Annotated in this window: 14 protein-coding genes and 1 riboswitch; of the genes, 6 read left to right on the top strand and 8 right to left on the bottom strand. The window is 71.2% G+C overall.

The annotated features are described in order from the left end of the window. Positions 1–8 precede the first annotated feature (8 nt). Positions 9–875: a hypothetical protein gene (locus ACZ7M7_RS08565; RefSeq protein WP_451171916.1), complete on the bottom strand. Its 867-nt coding sequence runs from the start codon at positions 873–875 to the stop codon at positions 9–11. 124 nt (positions 876–999) lie between these two features. Between ACZ7M7_RS08565 and ACZ7M7_RS08570 the strand changes: the two genes are divergently transcribed. From ACZ7M7_RS08570 to ACZ7M7_RS08580, 3 genes are all read left to right on the top strand, one after another. After that, positions 1000–1362: a hypothetical protein gene (locus ACZ7M7_RS08570; RefSeq protein WP_472114224.1), complete on the top strand. Its 363-nt coding sequence runs from the start codon at positions 1000–1002 to the stop codon at positions 1360–1362. A 16-nt stretch (positions 1363–1378) separates the two neighbouring features. Next, a complete protein-coding gene (locus tag ACZ7M7_RS08575; RefSeq protein WP_472114227.1) occupies positions 1379–2581 on the top strand; it encodes a glutathionylspermidine synthase family protein in 1203 nt (400 codons plus the stop codon). Positions 2582–2701: 120 nt separating this feature from the next. Continuing rightward, entirely contained in the window at positions 2702–3574 is an 873-nt protein-coding gene (locus ACZ7M7_RS08580; RefSeq protein ID WP_472114230.1) for an alpha/beta fold hydrolase, read from the top strand. A 24-nt stretch (positions 3575–3598) separates the two neighbouring features. Here ACZ7M7_RS08580 and rocD read toward each other — a convergent pair whose 3' ends face one another. After that, positions 3599–4813 carry an ornithine--oxo-acid transaminase gene (rocD, locus tag ACZ7M7_RS08585; protein ID WP_472114233.1) on the bottom strand — a complete coding sequence of 405 codons (1215 nt, stop codon included), beginning with the start codon at positions 4811–4813 and terminating at the stop codon, positions 3599–3601. A 162-nt stretch (positions 4814–4975) separates the two neighbouring features. Next, positions 4976–5078, top strand: a riboswitch (ZMP/ZTP riboswitch). A 31-nt stretch (positions 5079–5109) separates the two neighbouring features. Between rocD and ACZ7M7_RS08590 the strand changes: the two genes are divergently transcribed. Then, positions 5110–6558, top strand: coding sequence for a glycine hydroxymethyltransferase (locus ACZ7M7_RS08590; RefSeq protein WP_383613698.1), 1449 nt, complete (start codon positions 5110–5112; stop codon positions 6556–6558). Between the two features lie 27 nt (positions 6559–6585). Here the strand turns inward: ACZ7M7_RS08590 and ACZ7M7_RS08595 are convergent, their stop codons facing one another. The 4 genes from ACZ7M7_RS08595 to ACZ7M7_RS08610 form a co-directional block, all read right to left on the bottom strand. Next, on the bottom strand, positions 6586–7254 hold the full coding sequence (locus ACZ7M7_RS08595) for a hypothetical protein (protein ID WP_472114236.1): 669 nt from the start codon (positions 7252–7254) through the stop codon (positions 6586–6588). Between the two features lie 199 nt (positions 7255–7453). Next, a complete protein-coding gene (locus tag ACZ7M7_RS08600) occupies positions 7454–8161 on the bottom strand; it encodes a hypothetical protein (protein ID WP_472114239.1) in 708 nt (235 codons plus the stop codon). Between the two features lie 405 nt (positions 8162–8566). Beyond that, complete coding sequence (locus ACZ7M7_RS08605; protein WP_472114242.1) at positions 8567–9562, bottom strand: hypothetical protein; 996 nt, start codon at positions 9560–9562, stop codon at positions 8567–8569. Further along, a complete protein-coding gene (locus ACZ7M7_RS08610; protein WP_472114244.1) occupies positions 9555–10157 on the bottom strand; it encodes an RNA polymerase sigma factor in 603 nt (200 codons plus the stop codon). Before ACZ7M7_RS08610 ends, ACZ7M7_RS08605 begins: the two co-directional genes overlap by 8 nt. 100 nt (positions 10158–10257) lie before the next feature. Between ACZ7M7_RS08610 and trpS the strand changes: the two genes are divergently transcribed. Both trpS and ACZ7M7_RS08620 read left to right on the top strand, forming a co-directional pair. Beyond that, positions 10258–11271 (top strand): tryptophan--tRNA ligase, encoded by a 1014-nt coding sequence (gene trpS, locus ACZ7M7_RS08615; protein ID WP_383613713.1) that lies wholly within the window; start codon positions 10258–10260, stop codon positions 11269–11271. A gap of 211 nt (positions 11272–11482) precedes the next feature. Then, complete coding sequence (locus ACZ7M7_RS08620) at positions 11483–12061, top strand: 2'-5' RNA ligase family protein (protein WP_383613716.1); 579 nt, start codon at positions 11483–11485, stop codon at positions 12059–12061. Between the two features lie 330 nt (positions 12062–12391). Here the strand turns inward: ACZ7M7_RS08620 and ACZ7M7_RS08625 are convergent, their stop codons facing one another. Both ACZ7M7_RS08625 and ACZ7M7_RS08630 read right to left on the bottom strand, forming a co-directional pair. After that, entirely contained in the window at positions 12392–13147 is a 756-nt protein-coding gene (locus ACZ7M7_RS08625; RefSeq protein WP_472114247.1) for a decaprenylphospho-beta-D-erythro-pentofuranosid-2-ulose 2-reductase, read from the bottom strand. Positions 13148–13216: 69 nt separating this feature from the next. Then, positions 13217–14572, bottom strand: a complete 1356-nt coding sequence (locus tag ACZ7M7_RS08630) for an FAD-binding protein (RefSeq protein WP_472114250.1) — start codon at positions 14570–14572, stop codon at positions 13217–13219. Positions 14573–14591: the final 19 nt, after the last annotated feature.

A 14591-nucleotide genomic window follows, 5' to 3' on the forward strand; every position in this document is an offset into this window, starting at 1 on the left:
GGCCCCACTCAGTCGGCCACCCGAGCCCGCCCCTCCCCGTCCCCCTCCCCGCCGGAGGCAACCGGCGCCTCCCCGAACCGCGCCAACGCCAACGCCCCCACCACCGACACCACGAACCCCAGCACCGCCAGCCAGGCCAACCCCTCCCGCGTACGATCCCCCAGCCACACCACCCCCACCAGCGCCGGCCCAATCGTCTCCCCGATCACCAACGCCGCCGTCGCAGTCGTCACAGACCCCCGCTGCAACGCCGACGTCAATGCCAGAAACGCCGCCCCGCCCCCCAACACCAGCGCATACGTGGCCGGGTTGGCCAGCAGCTCCGGCACCGCCACCGAGTCGATCAACCGCACCGCCACCTCCACCACCCCGAACCCGAACCCCGCGGCCAACCCCAGCACCAACCCCCGCCCCCGCTCCGGCAACCGCCCACCGGCCAGCCCGACCCCCAGCACCGCCAGGGCCACCCCGAGCATCGCGAACCTGAGCGCGTCCGACCCCTCCCGATCCCCCTCCGCCCCCGAAGCGAGCCCCAGCATCGCGAGCCCGGCGCACACCACCCCCACCGCGGCCCACTCATTGCGCCGCAACCGCACCCGCAGCAACCGCGCCGCGACGACCGCCGTCACCGCGAGACTGGACGCCAACGCCGCCCCGACGGCGTAGATGGGAAGCGACCGCAGGGCGACGACCTGCAGCACGAACCCCAGCCCGTCCAAGGCCAGCCCGGCCAGATACCGCCACTGCCGAAGCGACCGCAGCAGCACCCCCGCCTCGCCGCCCCGGCCGCCCTGCGCACTCGCCGCCCGCGCGGCCATCGCCTGCAGGACGGTGGCCGTACCGAAACAGACCGCCGCACCCAGCGCACACACCATCCCAAACAGCACAAAGCGACTGTAGGCGAGCATCGAATGGGCAGCCCCCCTGACAGCCCCGTACGAAACGATCTCTAGGCTGTCCGCCGGACGAGTCGGAGCAGGACCATCGGGGGAGACACACATGGCGGAAACACGACGCAGGCTGCGCTCCAGCACTGTCGTCCTCGGCGGCATGGGAGTCATAGCCGCGGCCCTCACCTCCTGCAGCTCCGCCCCGGACCGCCGCTGTGTCGACCGCGACAGCTACACCTACGAGGGCTACAAGGTCGTCGCGGACAAGAACTGCAAGTCCGGCACGGGGTCGAGCACCTCGTACGGCAAGAGCGGCAAGGGCGGCAAGAAGAAGACCGGCAGCGCGGACGCCGCCTGGTACTACGACGCCGACGTCTCCGGAAGCCGCGCCGACTACGGCACCTTCAGCCGCAGCGAGGCCGTCGACCGCGGCGGCTTCGGCTGCTCGGGCTCGGGCAGCGGCGGCGGCTGAGCGGGACCCGTAGACGATGGAGCGCCGCACGACCACCCCCCGCCCCGGCTGGCAGCAGACCGTCGAGGAGCAGGGGCTCATCTATCCCCTCACCCGCCACCCCGACAACTCCCTGCGCCCGTACTGGGACGAGAGCGCCTACTACGTCTTCTCCCTGGAGGAGGTCGAGGCGCTGGAGGAGGTCGTCGAGGAACTCCACCGCATGTGCCTGACGGCGGCCGAGCACATCGTCGCCGAGAACCGCTTCGCCGACCTCGGCATCACCGACCCGCGCGTCGTGCACGCGGTCACCGACGCCTGGCACCGCCGCGCCGAACTCCCCTCCGTCTACGGCCGCTTCGACCTGCGCTACGACGGCACCGGCCCGGCGAAGCTCCTGGAGTACAACGCCGACACCCCCACGTCCCTCGTCGAGGCCGCCTCGCCCCAGTGGTTCTGGATGGAGGAACGCTTCCCCGGCGCCGACCAGTGGAACTCCCTCCACGAACGCCTCATCGCCGCCTGGAAGAAACAGTCCGCCCTGCTCCCGCCCGGCAGCCCCCTGTACTTCGCGTACTCCTCCGCCGACGAGCTCGGCGAGGACATGATGACCGTCGCCTATCTGAAGGAGACCGCGGAACAGGCGGGGCTGGACACCGGCTGGATCTCCATGGAGGAGATCGGCTGGGACCGTCTCTCCGGCCGCTTCGTCGACACCCGACTGCGCTTCATCCGCAGCTGCTTCAAGCTCTACCCCTGGGAGTGGCTCACCACCGACCGCTTCGCCGACCACGTCCTCGGCACCCTCGACAACGGCGGCGGCACCGGCTCGACGCTGTGGATCGAGCCCGCCTGGAAGATGCTCCTCAGCAACAAGGCCCTCCTCGCCATCCTCTGGGAGCTCTACCCGGACCACCCGAACCTGCTCCCCGCCCATCTCGACGGGCCACGGGAGCTGGCGACGACGACGGGCTACGTCGCCAAGCCCCTGCTGGGCCGGGAGGGCGCCGGGGTGACCGTGCACGAGCCGACGTCCTCGAACACCACCGGCGCCGACCCGGCCGTCCGCGAAGAGCCCTGCTGCTACCAGCAGTTGGCCCCCCTCCCTGCCTTCGACGGCAACCACGTCGTCCTCGGCGCGTGGGTCGTCGAGGGCGAATCGGCAGGCCTGGGCATCCGCGAGTCGTCCGGCCTGATCACGGATGGGTACGCGCGCTTCCTCCCGCACGTGATCCTCTGAAAGCGCCGACCGGCGCACCAAGCCCAGGAGCCTGAGAACGGCATGACCGACCGGCAGCGGCAGCGGTAGCGGCGAAGTTGCGATACGGTACGTATCGTCTCGCGCTTCGAAGGGGGTCACATGGAACACGTCATCGACGCAGCACCCGGCATCCATCTCTGGGCAGAAGACCGCGGCGCCCCCGACGCGCCCCCGCTCCTGCTGATCATGGGCGCACAGGCCTCCGGCTGCGGCTGGCCGGACGAGCTGGTCGACCTCCTCGCCGCCCAGCACCGAGTCATCCGCTACGACCACCGCGACACCGGCCGCTCCACCTGGGCATTCGACAGCCACCCCTACCCCCTCACAACCCTCGCCGACGACGCCCTCGCGGTCCTGGACGGACTTGGCGTCGCACCTGCCCATGTCGTCGGTATGTCGCTGGGCGGCATGCTCACCCAGCTCCTGATCGCCGATCACCCCGACCGCCTGCGCAGTGCGACCCTGATCGGCACCGGTGCCCTCAGCGACACCCCGTACCTCCACCCGGACGGCACCCGCACCCCGCCGGAGGAACTCCCCGGCGTCGACCCCCGCATCATCGAACTGTGGTCCCAGCCGTGGACGGACCAGGGTCAGGAGGCCGAGCTGGACCGGCGGGTCGAACACTGGCGAGCACTGTCCGGCGACCAACTCCCCTTCGACGACGACTACTTCCGCACCCTGGAACGCAAGGTCATCGCCCACACCGGCCACCACAGGCCCGGCGACGCCCACGCCCGCGCCGACACCTCCGGCATGCTCCGCACCGAGCAGCTCGCCCGGACCACCGTGCCCACCCTCGTCGTCTCAGCGCCCGCTGAACCCGTCTTCCCCCTCCCGCACGCCCACCACCTGACCCAGACGATCCACGGTGCCAACCTCGTGGAGCTCCGCGGCATGGCCCACGCCCTCCCGCCCGAGCTCCACAAGCCTCTCGCCCATGCGATCCTCGACCACACCGAACACAGTTGAAGCCGGCCGTCCGGCGGCGCCGGTTTACATCCCGAGCACACCCCGCAACTGGGCCAGCCCCCAGTCCAGATCCTCCTCCCCGATCACCAGCGGCGGCGCGACGCGGATCGTCGACCCATGGGTGTCCTTGACCAGCACACCCCGGTCCATCAACTTCTCCGACACCTCCCGCCCCGTGCCGTACATCCGGGCGATGTCGATCCCCGCCCACAGCCCGCGTCCCCGCACCGCCGTCACCCGCCCCGTCCCGGCCAACAGGCCCAGCTCCCGATGCAGATGCGCGCCGAGTTGCGCCGCCCGCTCCTGGAACTCGCCCGTCCGCAGCATCGCGATCACCTCCAGCGCCACCGCACAGGCCAGCGGATTCCCGCCGAACGTCGACCCGTGCTCCCCGGGCCGGAACACGCCCAGCACATCGGCCGACGACACCACCGCCGACACCGGCACGACACCGCCCCCGAGCGCCTTCCCGAGCACATACACATCGGGCACCACCCCCTCGTGCTCGCACGCGAACGTCCGACCCGTGCGACCCAGCCCCGACTGGATCTCGTCCGCCATGAACAGCACGTTCCGCTCCCGCGTCAGCTCCCGCACCGCCGGCAGATAACCAGCCGGCGGAACGAGCACCCCCGCCTCGCCCTGGATCGGCTCCAGCAGCACCGCCACCGTGTTCTCCGTCAACGCCTCCCGCATCGCCGTCAGATCCCCGTACGGCACGATCTCGAAGCCAGGCGTGTACGGCCCGAAGTCCGCCCGCGCCTCCAGGTCGGTGGAGAAGCTGATGATCGTCGTCGTACGGCCGTGGAAGTTGTTGCCCGCGACGACGACCTTCGCCATCTCCGCAGGCACTCCCTTGACCCGGTAACCCCACTTCCGGGCGGTCTTCACCGCCGTCTCCACCGCCTCCGCCCCGGTGTTCATCGGCAGGACCATCTCCATCCCGCACAGTTCGGCGAGCTGCTCGCAGAACGCAGCGAACAGGTCGTGATGAAACGCCCGCGACGTCAGCGTCACCCGCTCCAGCTGCGCCTTCGCCGCATCCAGGATCCGCCGGTTGCAGTGCCCGAAGTTGAGCGCCGAATACCCGGCCAGCAGATCCAGATACCGCCGCCCCTCCACATCCGTCATCCACGCCCCGTCCGCCGTCGCCACCACGACCGGCAGCGGGTGGTAGTTGTGGGCGCTGTGCGCGTCGACCGCGGCGATCAGGGATTCGGTGGTGCTCGACGTACTCACGGGGCTCTCCGTTTCCGCCGCCACGAGGACTCGCGCTCCGCCAGTCACGAGATTCGTGGCCACTGTCCATTTCTGGCCGTTCGAGTGCTTTGCGGCCCCTTCCTATCGTTGCTCGCATGGCGGACGCGGGACCATGCCCCATCGGCGCGCCCGGTAGGCTGATCGACGGGCCGTGACTGGCGCGCTGGGATGGGACCGACCATCGGGGAGCGGCCCACTGGACCTCGTCGTCCAGTACCGAGTGCCGTGCGCCTGGGCCGAACCGTGAACGCTGTACACGCCGTCCGGAGGTCCCCATGTCAGCCGAGCCCCTTTCCACCGAGTCCACCGCCTTCCGCTCCGCCCTCGACGTGATCCGCGCCGTCGAGCCGCGCGTGGCCGACGCCATCGGCCAGGAGGTCGCCGACCAGCGCGAGATGCTCAAACTGATCGCCTCCGAGAACTACGCCTCCCCGGCCACCCTCCTGGCGATGGGCAACTGGTTCAGCGACAAGTACGCCGAGGGCACCGTCGGCCGCCGCTTCTACGCCGGCTGCCGCAACGTCGACACCGTCGAGTCCCTCGCCGCCGAACACGCCCGCGAGCTCTTCGGCGCACGCCACGCCTACGTCCAGCCCCACTCCGGCATCGACGCCAACCTCGTCGCCTTCTGGGCCGTCCTCGCCGCCCGCGTCGAGGCCCCCGCCCTGGAGAAGGCCGGCGTCCGCCAGGTCAACGACCTCACCGAGGCAGACTGGGCCGAGCTCCGCCAGGCCTTCGGCAACCAGCGCATGCTCGGCATGTCCCTGGACGCCGGCGGCCACCTCACCCACGGCTTCCGCCCGAACATCTCCGGCAAGATGTTCAACCAGCGCTCCTACGGCACCGACCCCACCACGGGCCTGATCGACTACGAGGCGCTGCGTGCCTCCGCCCGCGAGTTCAAGCCGCTGATCATCGTCGCCGGCTACTCCGCCTACCCCCGTCTCGTGAACTTCCGGATCATGCGAGAGATCGCCGACGAGGTCGGCGCCACGCTCATGGTCGACATGGCCCACTTCGCGGGTCTCGTCGCCGGCAAGGTCCTCACCGGCGACTTCGACCCGGTCCCGCACGCCCAGATCGTCACCACCACCACCCACAAGTCGCTGCGCGGCCCGCGCGGCGGCATGGTCCTGTGCGACGACTCCCTCAAGGACCAGGTCGACCGCGGCTGCCCGATGGTCCTCGGCGGCCCGCTCCCGCATGTCATGGCCGCCAAGGCCGTCGCCCTGGCCGAGGCCCGCCAGGAGTCCTTCCGCGACTACGCACAGCGCATCGTGGACAACTCCCGGGCGCTGGCCGAAGGCCTGATGCGCCGCGGCGCGACCCTCGTGACCGGCGGCACCGACAACCACCTCAACCTGATCGACGTCGCCTCCTCCTACGGGCTCACCGGCCGCCAGGCCGAGGCCGCGCTCCTCGAGTCCGGCATCGTCACCAACCGCAACGCCATCCCGGCCGACCCCAACGGCGCCTGGTACACCTCCGGCATCCGCATCGGCACCCCCGCCCTGACCACCCGTGGCCTGGGCACCGCGGAGATGGACGAGGTCGCCGCCCTCATCGACCGTGTCCTCACCACCACCGAACCCGGCACCACCAGCAAGGGTGCCCCCTCCAAGGCTCAGCACATCCTGGACCCGAAGGTCGCCGACGAGATCTCCCACCGCGCCACCGACCTCGTGGCGGGCTTCCCGCTGTACCCGGAGATCGACCTGGGCTGACGCCTCTGGGGCATCTTCCTGGCGTTCTCAGAGATCCAGGTCGATCAACTCATGGCGTGGTTCCTCCCGCGGCGGTCCGGCTCCCGGCCGGGTCGCCGCGCGGCGTATCAGGAGCGTGCCGCCCACTCCGGTCGCGAACCCGAGAGCCAGCCCGGCCACCGCCCACCCGGCATCCGTCTTTGCCAGGCCGGGCCGCTCCCCGGCGTCAGAGGCTTCGACGAACTGGTCCTCCGTCTCGCCGAGGAGTCCTGCCAGGTCCAGCCGCTCGAAGACGGAGCGTGGGGCCCGGTGCCAGCGGATGTCGTCGTCCTCCACGTCGGGAGCGAGATCCGACCGCACCCAGGGCGTGCCGTCCCCGGCCACGAACAGCTGGTCCTGCCGCTGGATGGCCACGTCTCCGCCCGGCGGCCGATGCGTGCGAGGCCAGCCACCGACCCCGGTCAGTCCCCAGATCACCGTGATGCGCATCGACGGATGACGCCCTTCGACCCACTCCTCCGACACCCGCTCCGTCCCGACATACGTCGGCTGCAGCAGCTGCCAGAGGCGAGCGAAGGCCGACTCGCCGGAGCGCAGAGTCGTCGTCCGTCCCATGCCACCCGCGACGACCACCGCCACATCGGGAACGTCCCGCCCCTGCGCCGGGGCCGCCGCGGCGGTCGTCGCTGGTCCGCACAAGGCCAGCGCAGCCGACATCGGGACGAGCAGCGCGAGCCTTGCCTTGCCCCAGCCAGCTGCTCTCCACCCTTTCCATCCTCTCCGCCCTCGGCCAGGTGCCCCCACTGCTCCCCCTCGCGTCTCATCAGCCCCATCAGTTCGCTCGTCGGCCGAGCCGTTCCTTGCCGGGTAGGGCCCCCAGTCCCCACCGGTCTGCGGTCCGCCTCTCAGGCCGTCCTCACACGTCGCGCAGCTCCTGCCTGGGCCCCGGTTCACCGCGCAAGCGCGTCAGAGGCAGCCGAGTGGCAAAGGGCCGCAGGACCAGCGCAACCATCGCTCCGGCTGCCGCGCCCGGCAGTGCCCACCACCAGTCGGTGCCGTCACCCGACCCGGTTGATTGGGCCAGCGGCGCCTCGGTCGCGGTGTCCGTGGTGTCGGTCGCGATGCCGGACGAGTCCTGCGCGCCCTCGCCGTCTCCGGATGCCTCCGACTCCGGAGGGACGGCTGCTGCGCTTCCCTCGGCCGAGGTCTTGCTCATCAGGCCCAGGTCCTTGAACAGGGTGCGCAGCTGGGCCGGCTGCTCGGCGCGATGCCAGGTGCCGTTCATCGGCTGGTCACGGCCCACAGCTGTGTGTATCCAGACGTTCCGTCCGTCGTCCATCTCGTAGACCCGGTCGAGGCGCCACGGCGTCACGTCATGGGCCATCCACGTGACGCTGATCTGGTGGGACGCCATGAGGTCGGCCTCGGGCGGCTTGTCCCGCGTGCCCCTGCCCCCGGGGCCGAGCAGCCGGTCCAGCTCGCCGTACTCCTCGTCCGAGTAGTACAGCGAAGCCGTCTCCTGGCTCTCCGGTGAGGCCAGGAAGACGCTTGTCGATCCTCCGGCCGCGGCGGGAGCCGCACCCCACAGCAGCAGGGCGAGCGTGGCACCCAACGCCCCGGTCATGGCCGTAAGTTCACGACACCTGCTCCTCCAGCCGCCCCCGCGCCCAAGCGACCGAGCTCCCGAGCGGCCGGCCTCCTGTCCCGGCAACCGGCCTTCGAAGCGGCCGACCTCATGTCCCCACATCCGAACCCCCAAGCGAGCGATCCCCGTACGGCCCGTCCCCGAGCCGCATGTCACTTCTGGTACACCGCCCGACCCGCCGGGGTTCCCACCCTCGGCCCACTATTTCCGGACCGGCTCCTTCATGCCTTCGTCCCGACCATGGGCTCGTGCCGACCATGGGTTTGGCCCCAGCCATGGACTCGTCCCGACCGTGGGTTGGTCCCGGCCGTGGGTTGGTCCCGGGTTGGGTCCCGGCAACGGGTTGTGTCCCGACCGTGGGTGGTCCGGCCACGGTCGGTCCGCCTAATTCGAGGACACCTCGGCCGGCCTCTCGAGCGACTGCGCGATCTCCACCGCTCGGTCCTTCGAGGCCACGCCTTCCAGCCGCAGGGTCACGACCTCGCCCCTGGCCTTGTGGGTCCACAGCAACGTCGGCCCGGCCGTCCGCTCCTCTTGGGCATAGCGCCGGCCGCTCGCGTCGACGAGCCAGAAGGTCAGCAGGTGCGGTCGGGCGAACCACAGGGCCGGATCGGTCGTGCCGCTGGTCGAGGTGTCGGTGCCCAGGGAGATCCATTCCGGCGGTTCGCGCACCGTCTTGGCGAAGCCGACGTCCAGGCTCGCGCGCCGCACGTCCAGCCGTATCGGGCGCCCGTCCTCGCGCCAGCACAGGCTCACCACGATCCGTCCCCGCGGCTCACCCGTCACCGCGACCGCGTACGGCATGCCGAGCTCCTCCGGCACCGGTGGCTCGAACCCGGCCCGGCGCTCCGCCTCGGCGAGCGACACCGAGCGGCCGCAGCCGGGGACCTCGGCACCGGGCGGGGGGACCGCCGACGGGTCGTACCGCACCTCGACCCCGGCGAAGTCGAACCAGTCGAACACCGCAGCCCGCACCGGGGGCGTGAGCACGAGCACCGCCAGCAGGCCGCACAGCGCCGCGGTCAGCGAACGCCACCGCACCCGCGTCCAGCGCCGCAGCGCTCGCAGCCGTTCGGTGGCGCCCGGTCGCTCGGCCGCCGGAACCGGTACGCGCTCGGCGAGTATCTGCCCCAGCACCCGCTCGACCATCGTCTCGGCGCCGTCTGCCGCGCCCGGCGCGTCCAGCGAACGCCCGAGTGCCCGCAGCTCCTCGGGCAGCCCTGCGGCGGCGTCGCGTCGGCCGCGATCACCAGTGCCCGTGCTGCCGGATCCCCGACCGCCCCGACCGGCGCCGTCACGCCCGTACGCAGGTCGTCCGTCGCCCTCACCCTCGTACGCCCCCTGACCGTCGCTGTCGTAGGGCTTGCGTCCGTCACCCATGCTCATCACCCCCTTCCCGAGGCTGAAAATCGGGCAGCAACCGCCCCAGCTTCCGCAGCGCGCGGTTCAGCCGGGATTTCACCGTGCCCCTGGGCCAGCCCAGCGCCTGGGCCGTCTCGGACTCGTCCATCTCCAGGAGATAGCGGTAGGTCACGACCAGGCGATGCTCCTCGCTCAGCTTCTCCAGGGCGGACTGCAGCGCGGCACGACGCTCTATCTCCAGCGCGGCCACCGCCGGGTCCGCCGACTCCGGTATCAGCGGCTCCGCCTCCACGAACGCCGCCTCACGCCCGGCGAGCGAGCGCTGGCGGGCCGCCGTGCGCACTGTGTTCCTCGTCTCATTGGCCACGATCGCGAGCAGCCATGGCTTGAACGCCGAGCCGTCCTTGAAGCGGCCCAGCGAGCAGTACGCCTTCACGAAGGCCTGCTGCACCACGTCCTCCGCGTCCGCCCCCGCCCCGAGCGCGGCGGCCGCCCTGAGCGCGATGCCCGTATGGGCCCGCACCAGCTGCGCATACGCCTCCGGCTCTCCGGCGCGTACGCGTGCGATCACCGCGGCCTCATCGACGATGCGGCCCCCCTCCCGCGTTCTCACATTCTTGGTACACCGCCCGGACCGGATCGGTTCCCACCCGTGTCAGATCTGTTTCCGTGCCGTTCCGGATCGGCCCCCGACACCTGAGAGAATGGTGAGCATGGCCTCTGATCGACCCCGCGTGCTCTCCGGAATCCAGCCCACCGCAGGCTCGTTCCACCTCGGCAACTACCTCGGCGCCGTCCGCCAGTGGGTGGCCCTGCAGGAGAGCCACGACGCGTTCTACATGGTCGTCGACCTGCACGCGATCACGCTCCCGCAGGACCCCGCGGACCTGCGTGCCAACACCCGGCTCGCCGCCGCGCAGCTCCTTGCCGCCGGCCTCGACCCCGAGCGCTGCACGCTCTTCGTCCAGAGCCACGTCCCCGAGCACGCCCAGCTCGCCTGGGTCATGAACTGCCTCACCGGCTTCGGCGAGGCCTCCCGCATGACCCAGTTCAAGGACAAGTCCGCCAAGCAGGGCGCGGACCGGGCGTCGGTCGGCCTGTTCACGTACCCGATCCTGCAGGTCGCGGACATCCTGCTGTACCAGGCCAACGAGGTCCCGGTCGGCGAGGACCAGCGCCAGCACATCGAGCTCACCCGCGACCTCGCCGAGCGCTTCAACGGCCGCTTCGGCCAGACCTTCACCGTCCCGAAGCCGTACATCCTCAAGGAGACGGCGAAGATCTACGACCTTCAGGACCCGTCGATCAAGATGAGCAAGTCGGCGTCCACGCCGAAGGGCCTCATCAACCTGCTCGACGAGCCCAAGGCCACCGCCAAGAAGGTCAAGAGCGCGGTCACCGACACCGACACCGTCATCCGCTACGACGTCGCGAACAAGCCGGGCATCAGCAACCTGCTCACGATCTACTCGACCCTCACCGGGGCGGGAATCGCGGAACTGGAGCAGAAGTACGACGGCAAGGGCTACGGTGCGCTCAAGACGGACCTCGCCGAGGTCATGGTCGAGTTCGTGACGCCGTTCCGGGAGCGCACCCAGCAGTATCTGGACGACCCGGAGACGCTGGACTCGATCCTGGCCAAGGGTGCGGAGAAGGCGCGTGCCGTCGCCGCGGAGACGCTCTCCCAGGCGTACGACAAGGTGGGCTTCCTGCCCGCCAAGCACTGAGCCCGCACCACGGCAGGCGGCCGGAATACGGCCGTACCACCGCACAGCGCTGCACATCACTACGGTTGCGCCTGCCCGCAGCACTGCCGTGGCCGTACAGTCGATAGCCAAGTGGCCGCACCAGCGGCCGCTCACGCTCACCAACAGGGCACGAGCTCACAACAGGACGAGCCTCGCGATGCGAGCTCACCGACAGACGACAGGAGACGACGTGGGGACCGTAACGATCGGCGTGTCGATCGCGGTCCCGGAGCCTCACGGCAGCCTGCTCCAGGAGCGGCGCGCGGGCTTCGGCGACGCCGCGGCTCACGGCATCCCCACGCACGTCACACTGCTGCCGCCGACAGAGGTCGACGCCTCGCTGCTGCCCGCGATCGAGGCGCATCTCGTCGAGGTCGCGGCGGCGGGCCGTCCCTTCCCGATGCGGCTGTCCGGCACCGGCACCTTCCGGCCCCTCTCGCCGGTCGTCTTCGTCCAGGTCGTCGAGGGCGCCGCTGCCTGCACCTGGCTGCAGAAGCAGATCCGCCACGCCTCCGGGCCGGTCGCCCGCGAACTGCAGTTCCCGTACCACCCGCATGTCACCGTCGCGCACGGCATCGACGAGGCCTCGATGGACCGTGCCTTCGAGGAGCTGGCCGACTACCAGGCCGCGTGGTCGTGCAACGGCTTCGCCCTCTATGAGCAGGGCGCCGACGGTGTGTGGCGCAGGCTGAAGGACTTCGCCTTCGGCGGCTCGGTGGTGCCGCCGCAGGCGGGCTCGGTGGAACGTGGGTCGATCCCGGCGGGGTAGCTCCGCTGGTGAGGCGGGGGCGGTGGTTGGTCGGCTGCGGGTTTGTTGTGGCTGGGTGCGCAGTTCCCCGCGCCCCTGGGGGGTTGTGGGGGCGCGGCGTTGATGCGGCGCCCCACTTGGCTTCGCTGGTGGTGCCGGGACCGGTTGTTGGTCGGCTGCGGGTTTGTTGTGGCTGGGTGCGCAGTTCCCCGCGCCCCTGGGGGTTGTGGGGGCGCGGCGTTGATGCGGCGCCCCAGTCTTGCGCCACAGGGGGCAGCCGGGTGGGCGGCACCATGGCGACGAGTGCGTCGCGCGGGGCGTTGTGGAGTCGGGGCGCCCCACCAGCGGGATCTAGATCGGCAGGCGGCGGAACATCGCTCGGGGCATGTGCCGTAGCGCTGACATCACCAGCCTGAGCGCGCCCGGGACCCATACCGTCTCCGAGCGGCGCCGGAGGCCTACTTCGATGGCCGTGGCGACGGCCTCCGGGGTGGTCGCGAGCGGGGTTTCCTCCAGGTCGGCGGTCATCTTGGAGCGTACGAATCCGGGGCGGACGATCATGACGTGGACGCCGGTGCCGTGCAGGGCGTCGCCCAGGCCCTGGGTGAAGGAGTCGAGGCCGGCCTTGCTGGAGCCGTAGATGAAGTTGGCGCGCCGGGCCCGTTCGCCGGCGACCGAGGAGAGGACCACCAGGGAGCCGTGGCCCTGGCTCTGGAGGGCGCTCGCGGTGACCAGGGTCGCCGACACGGCGCCCGTGTAGTTGGTCTGGGCGACCCGCACCGCGCTCAGCGGCTCGCGCTCGTCGTGGGCCTGGTCGCCGAGGATCCCGAAGGCGAGCAGCACCATGTCGATGTCGCCCTCCGCGAAGACCTTGCCGAGCGCCGTCTCGTGGGACTCGGGGTCGAGGGCGTCGAAAGCCACCGTGTGCACGTCGGCTCCCAGAATGCGCAGATCGGCCGCGGACTGCTCCAGGGCGGGTGACGGGCGGCCCGCCAGCCAGACCGTGCGGGTGCGGCGCGCGATCAGGCGGCGTGCGGTGGCCAGCGCGATCTCGGACGTACCGCCGAGGACGAGCAGGGACTGGGGGAGGCCGAAGGCGTCCTTCACGACAGCTCCTAGGGATCTGAGGGTCCGAGAGATGAGGGGTTGACGGTGCGAGAGGTCCGTTGGCCGGTGCTACAGGCCCAGGCGGCGGGCCAGGTCCGAGACGAACACCCCGCGCGGGTCCACTTCCGCGCGCAGCGCGCGGAAGGCGTCCAGGCGGGGGTACATCGCGGCGAGCAACTCGGGCCGCAGCCGGGAGTCCTTGGCGAGGTACACACGCCCGCCCGCCGCGGCCACTTCCTCGTCCAGCGTGTCGAGGAGGGTGGCGAGGCCGGGCAGGCGGGCTGGGATGTCCAGGGCCAGGGTCCAGCCCGGCGCGGGGAAGGAGAGCCAGCCGGGGTCGGCTTCCCCGAAGCGTTTGAGGACGGCCAGGAAGGACGGGCAGCGGTGCTCGGAGATGCGCCGCACGATCCGGCGCAGCGTCTCCTCCTGGCCGTGTCCGACGACGAACTGGTACTGCACGAAGCCGTCCCGGCCGTAGATCCGGTTCCAGTGCGGGACGCCGTCCAGCGGGTGGAAGAAGGCGGAGAGCCGCTGCAGTTCGCCGGTACGCGCGTGTGGGGCCTTGCGGTACCAGAGCTCGTTGAACCAGCCCACGGTACGGCGGTTGAGCAGTCCTCCCGGCAGGAACGCGGGCGCGGCCGGCAGGCGGGCGGGGCGGAAGGCGAGCGGGTCCTTCCACGCGCGTGTGCCTTCGCGCAGCGCCTCCAGGGGCGCATGGCCGCCGCGCGTGAGCACCGCGCGCCCCAGGGCCGCGCCGCGTGCCAGCAGGTCGATCCACGCTACTGAGTAGCGGTAGTGGTCGTCGCCGGTCGCCAGGCGTGCCATGAGGTCGTCGAGGTCCCGCGCGCGTTCCGTGTCGACCGACATCAGCGAGGTCTGCACCGGCTGGAGTTGGAGCGTGGCCGTCAGGATCACGCCGGTCAGGCCCATGCCGCCGGTGGTCGCGTCGAAGAGGGGCGTGCCTCGGCGGACGGTACGGATCTCGCCGTCGGCGGTGAGGAGTTCCAGCGACAGGACGTGACGGGAGAACGCGCCCGACACGTGGTGGTTCTTGCCGTGGATGTCGGCCCCGACGGCGCCGCCGACCGTCACATAGCGGGTGCCGGGCGTCACCGGCACGAACCAGCCGAGCGGGAGCAGCACCTCCATCAGCCGGTGCAGGGAGACACCCGCGTCGCAGGCCACGGTGCCGCCGTCGGCGTCGATCGCGTGGATGCGGTCCAGGCCGGTCATGTCGAACACGGCACCCCCGGCGTTCTGCGCCGCGTCCCCGTACGCCCGCCCCAGGCCCCTCGGGATGCCGCCACGCGCCCCGCAGCCCCGGACGGCGGCCGCCGCCTCCTCGTACGTCCTGGGGCGGATCAGACGGGCTGTGGTGGGGGCGGTGCGGCCCCACCCCGTGACGGAGACGGTGTCGGCAGGCATGTCGGCGACCGTAGCGCCC

The organism is Streptomyces sp. NPDC111606 (assembly GCF_055656945.1).

Excerpts from the sequence above, each read along its gene's own strand:
- ACZ7M7_RS08565 (WP_451171916.1), bottom strand. The coding sequence starts at position 875 with ATGGTGTGTGCGCTGGGTGCGGCGGTCTGTTTCGGTACGGCCACCGTC.
- ACZ7M7_RS08570 (WP_472114224.1), top strand. The coding sequence starts at position 1,000 with ATGGCGGAAACACGACGCAGGCTGCGCTCCAGCACTGTCGTCCTCGGC.
- ACZ7M7_RS08575 (WP_472114227.1), top strand. The coding sequence starts at position 1,379 with ATGGAGCGCCGCACGACCACCCCCCGCCCCGGCTGGCAGCAGACCGTC.
- ACZ7M7_RS08580 (WP_472114230.1), top strand. The coding sequence starts at position 2,702 with ATGGAACACGTCATCGACGCAGCACCCGGCATCCATCTCTGGGCAGAA.
- ACZ7M7_RS08590 (WP_383613698.1), top strand. The coding sequence starts at position 5,110 with ATGTCAGCCGAGCCCCTTTCCACCGAGTCCACCGCCTTCCGCTCCGCC.
- ACZ7M7_RS08595 (WP_472114236.1), bottom strand. The coding sequence starts at position 7,254 with ATGTCGGCTGCGCTGGCCTTGTGCGGACCAGCGACGACCGCCGCGGCG.
- ACZ7M7_RS08600 (WP_472114239.1), bottom strand. The coding sequence starts at position 8,161 with ATGACCGGGGCGTTGGGTGCCACGCTCGCCCTGCTGCTGTGGGGTGCG.
- ACZ7M7_RS08605 (WP_472114242.1), bottom strand. The coding sequence starts at position 9,562 with ATGGGTGACGGACGCAAGCCCTACGACAGCGACGGTCAGGGGGCGTAC.
- trpS (WP_383613713.1), top strand. The coding sequence starts at position 10,258 with ATGGCCTCTGATCGACCCCGCGTGCTCTCCGGAATCCAGCCCACCGCA.
- ACZ7M7_RS08630 (WP_472114250.1), bottom strand. The coding sequence starts at position 14,572 with ATGCCTGCCGACACCGTCTCCGTCACGGGGTGGGGCCGCACCGCCCCC.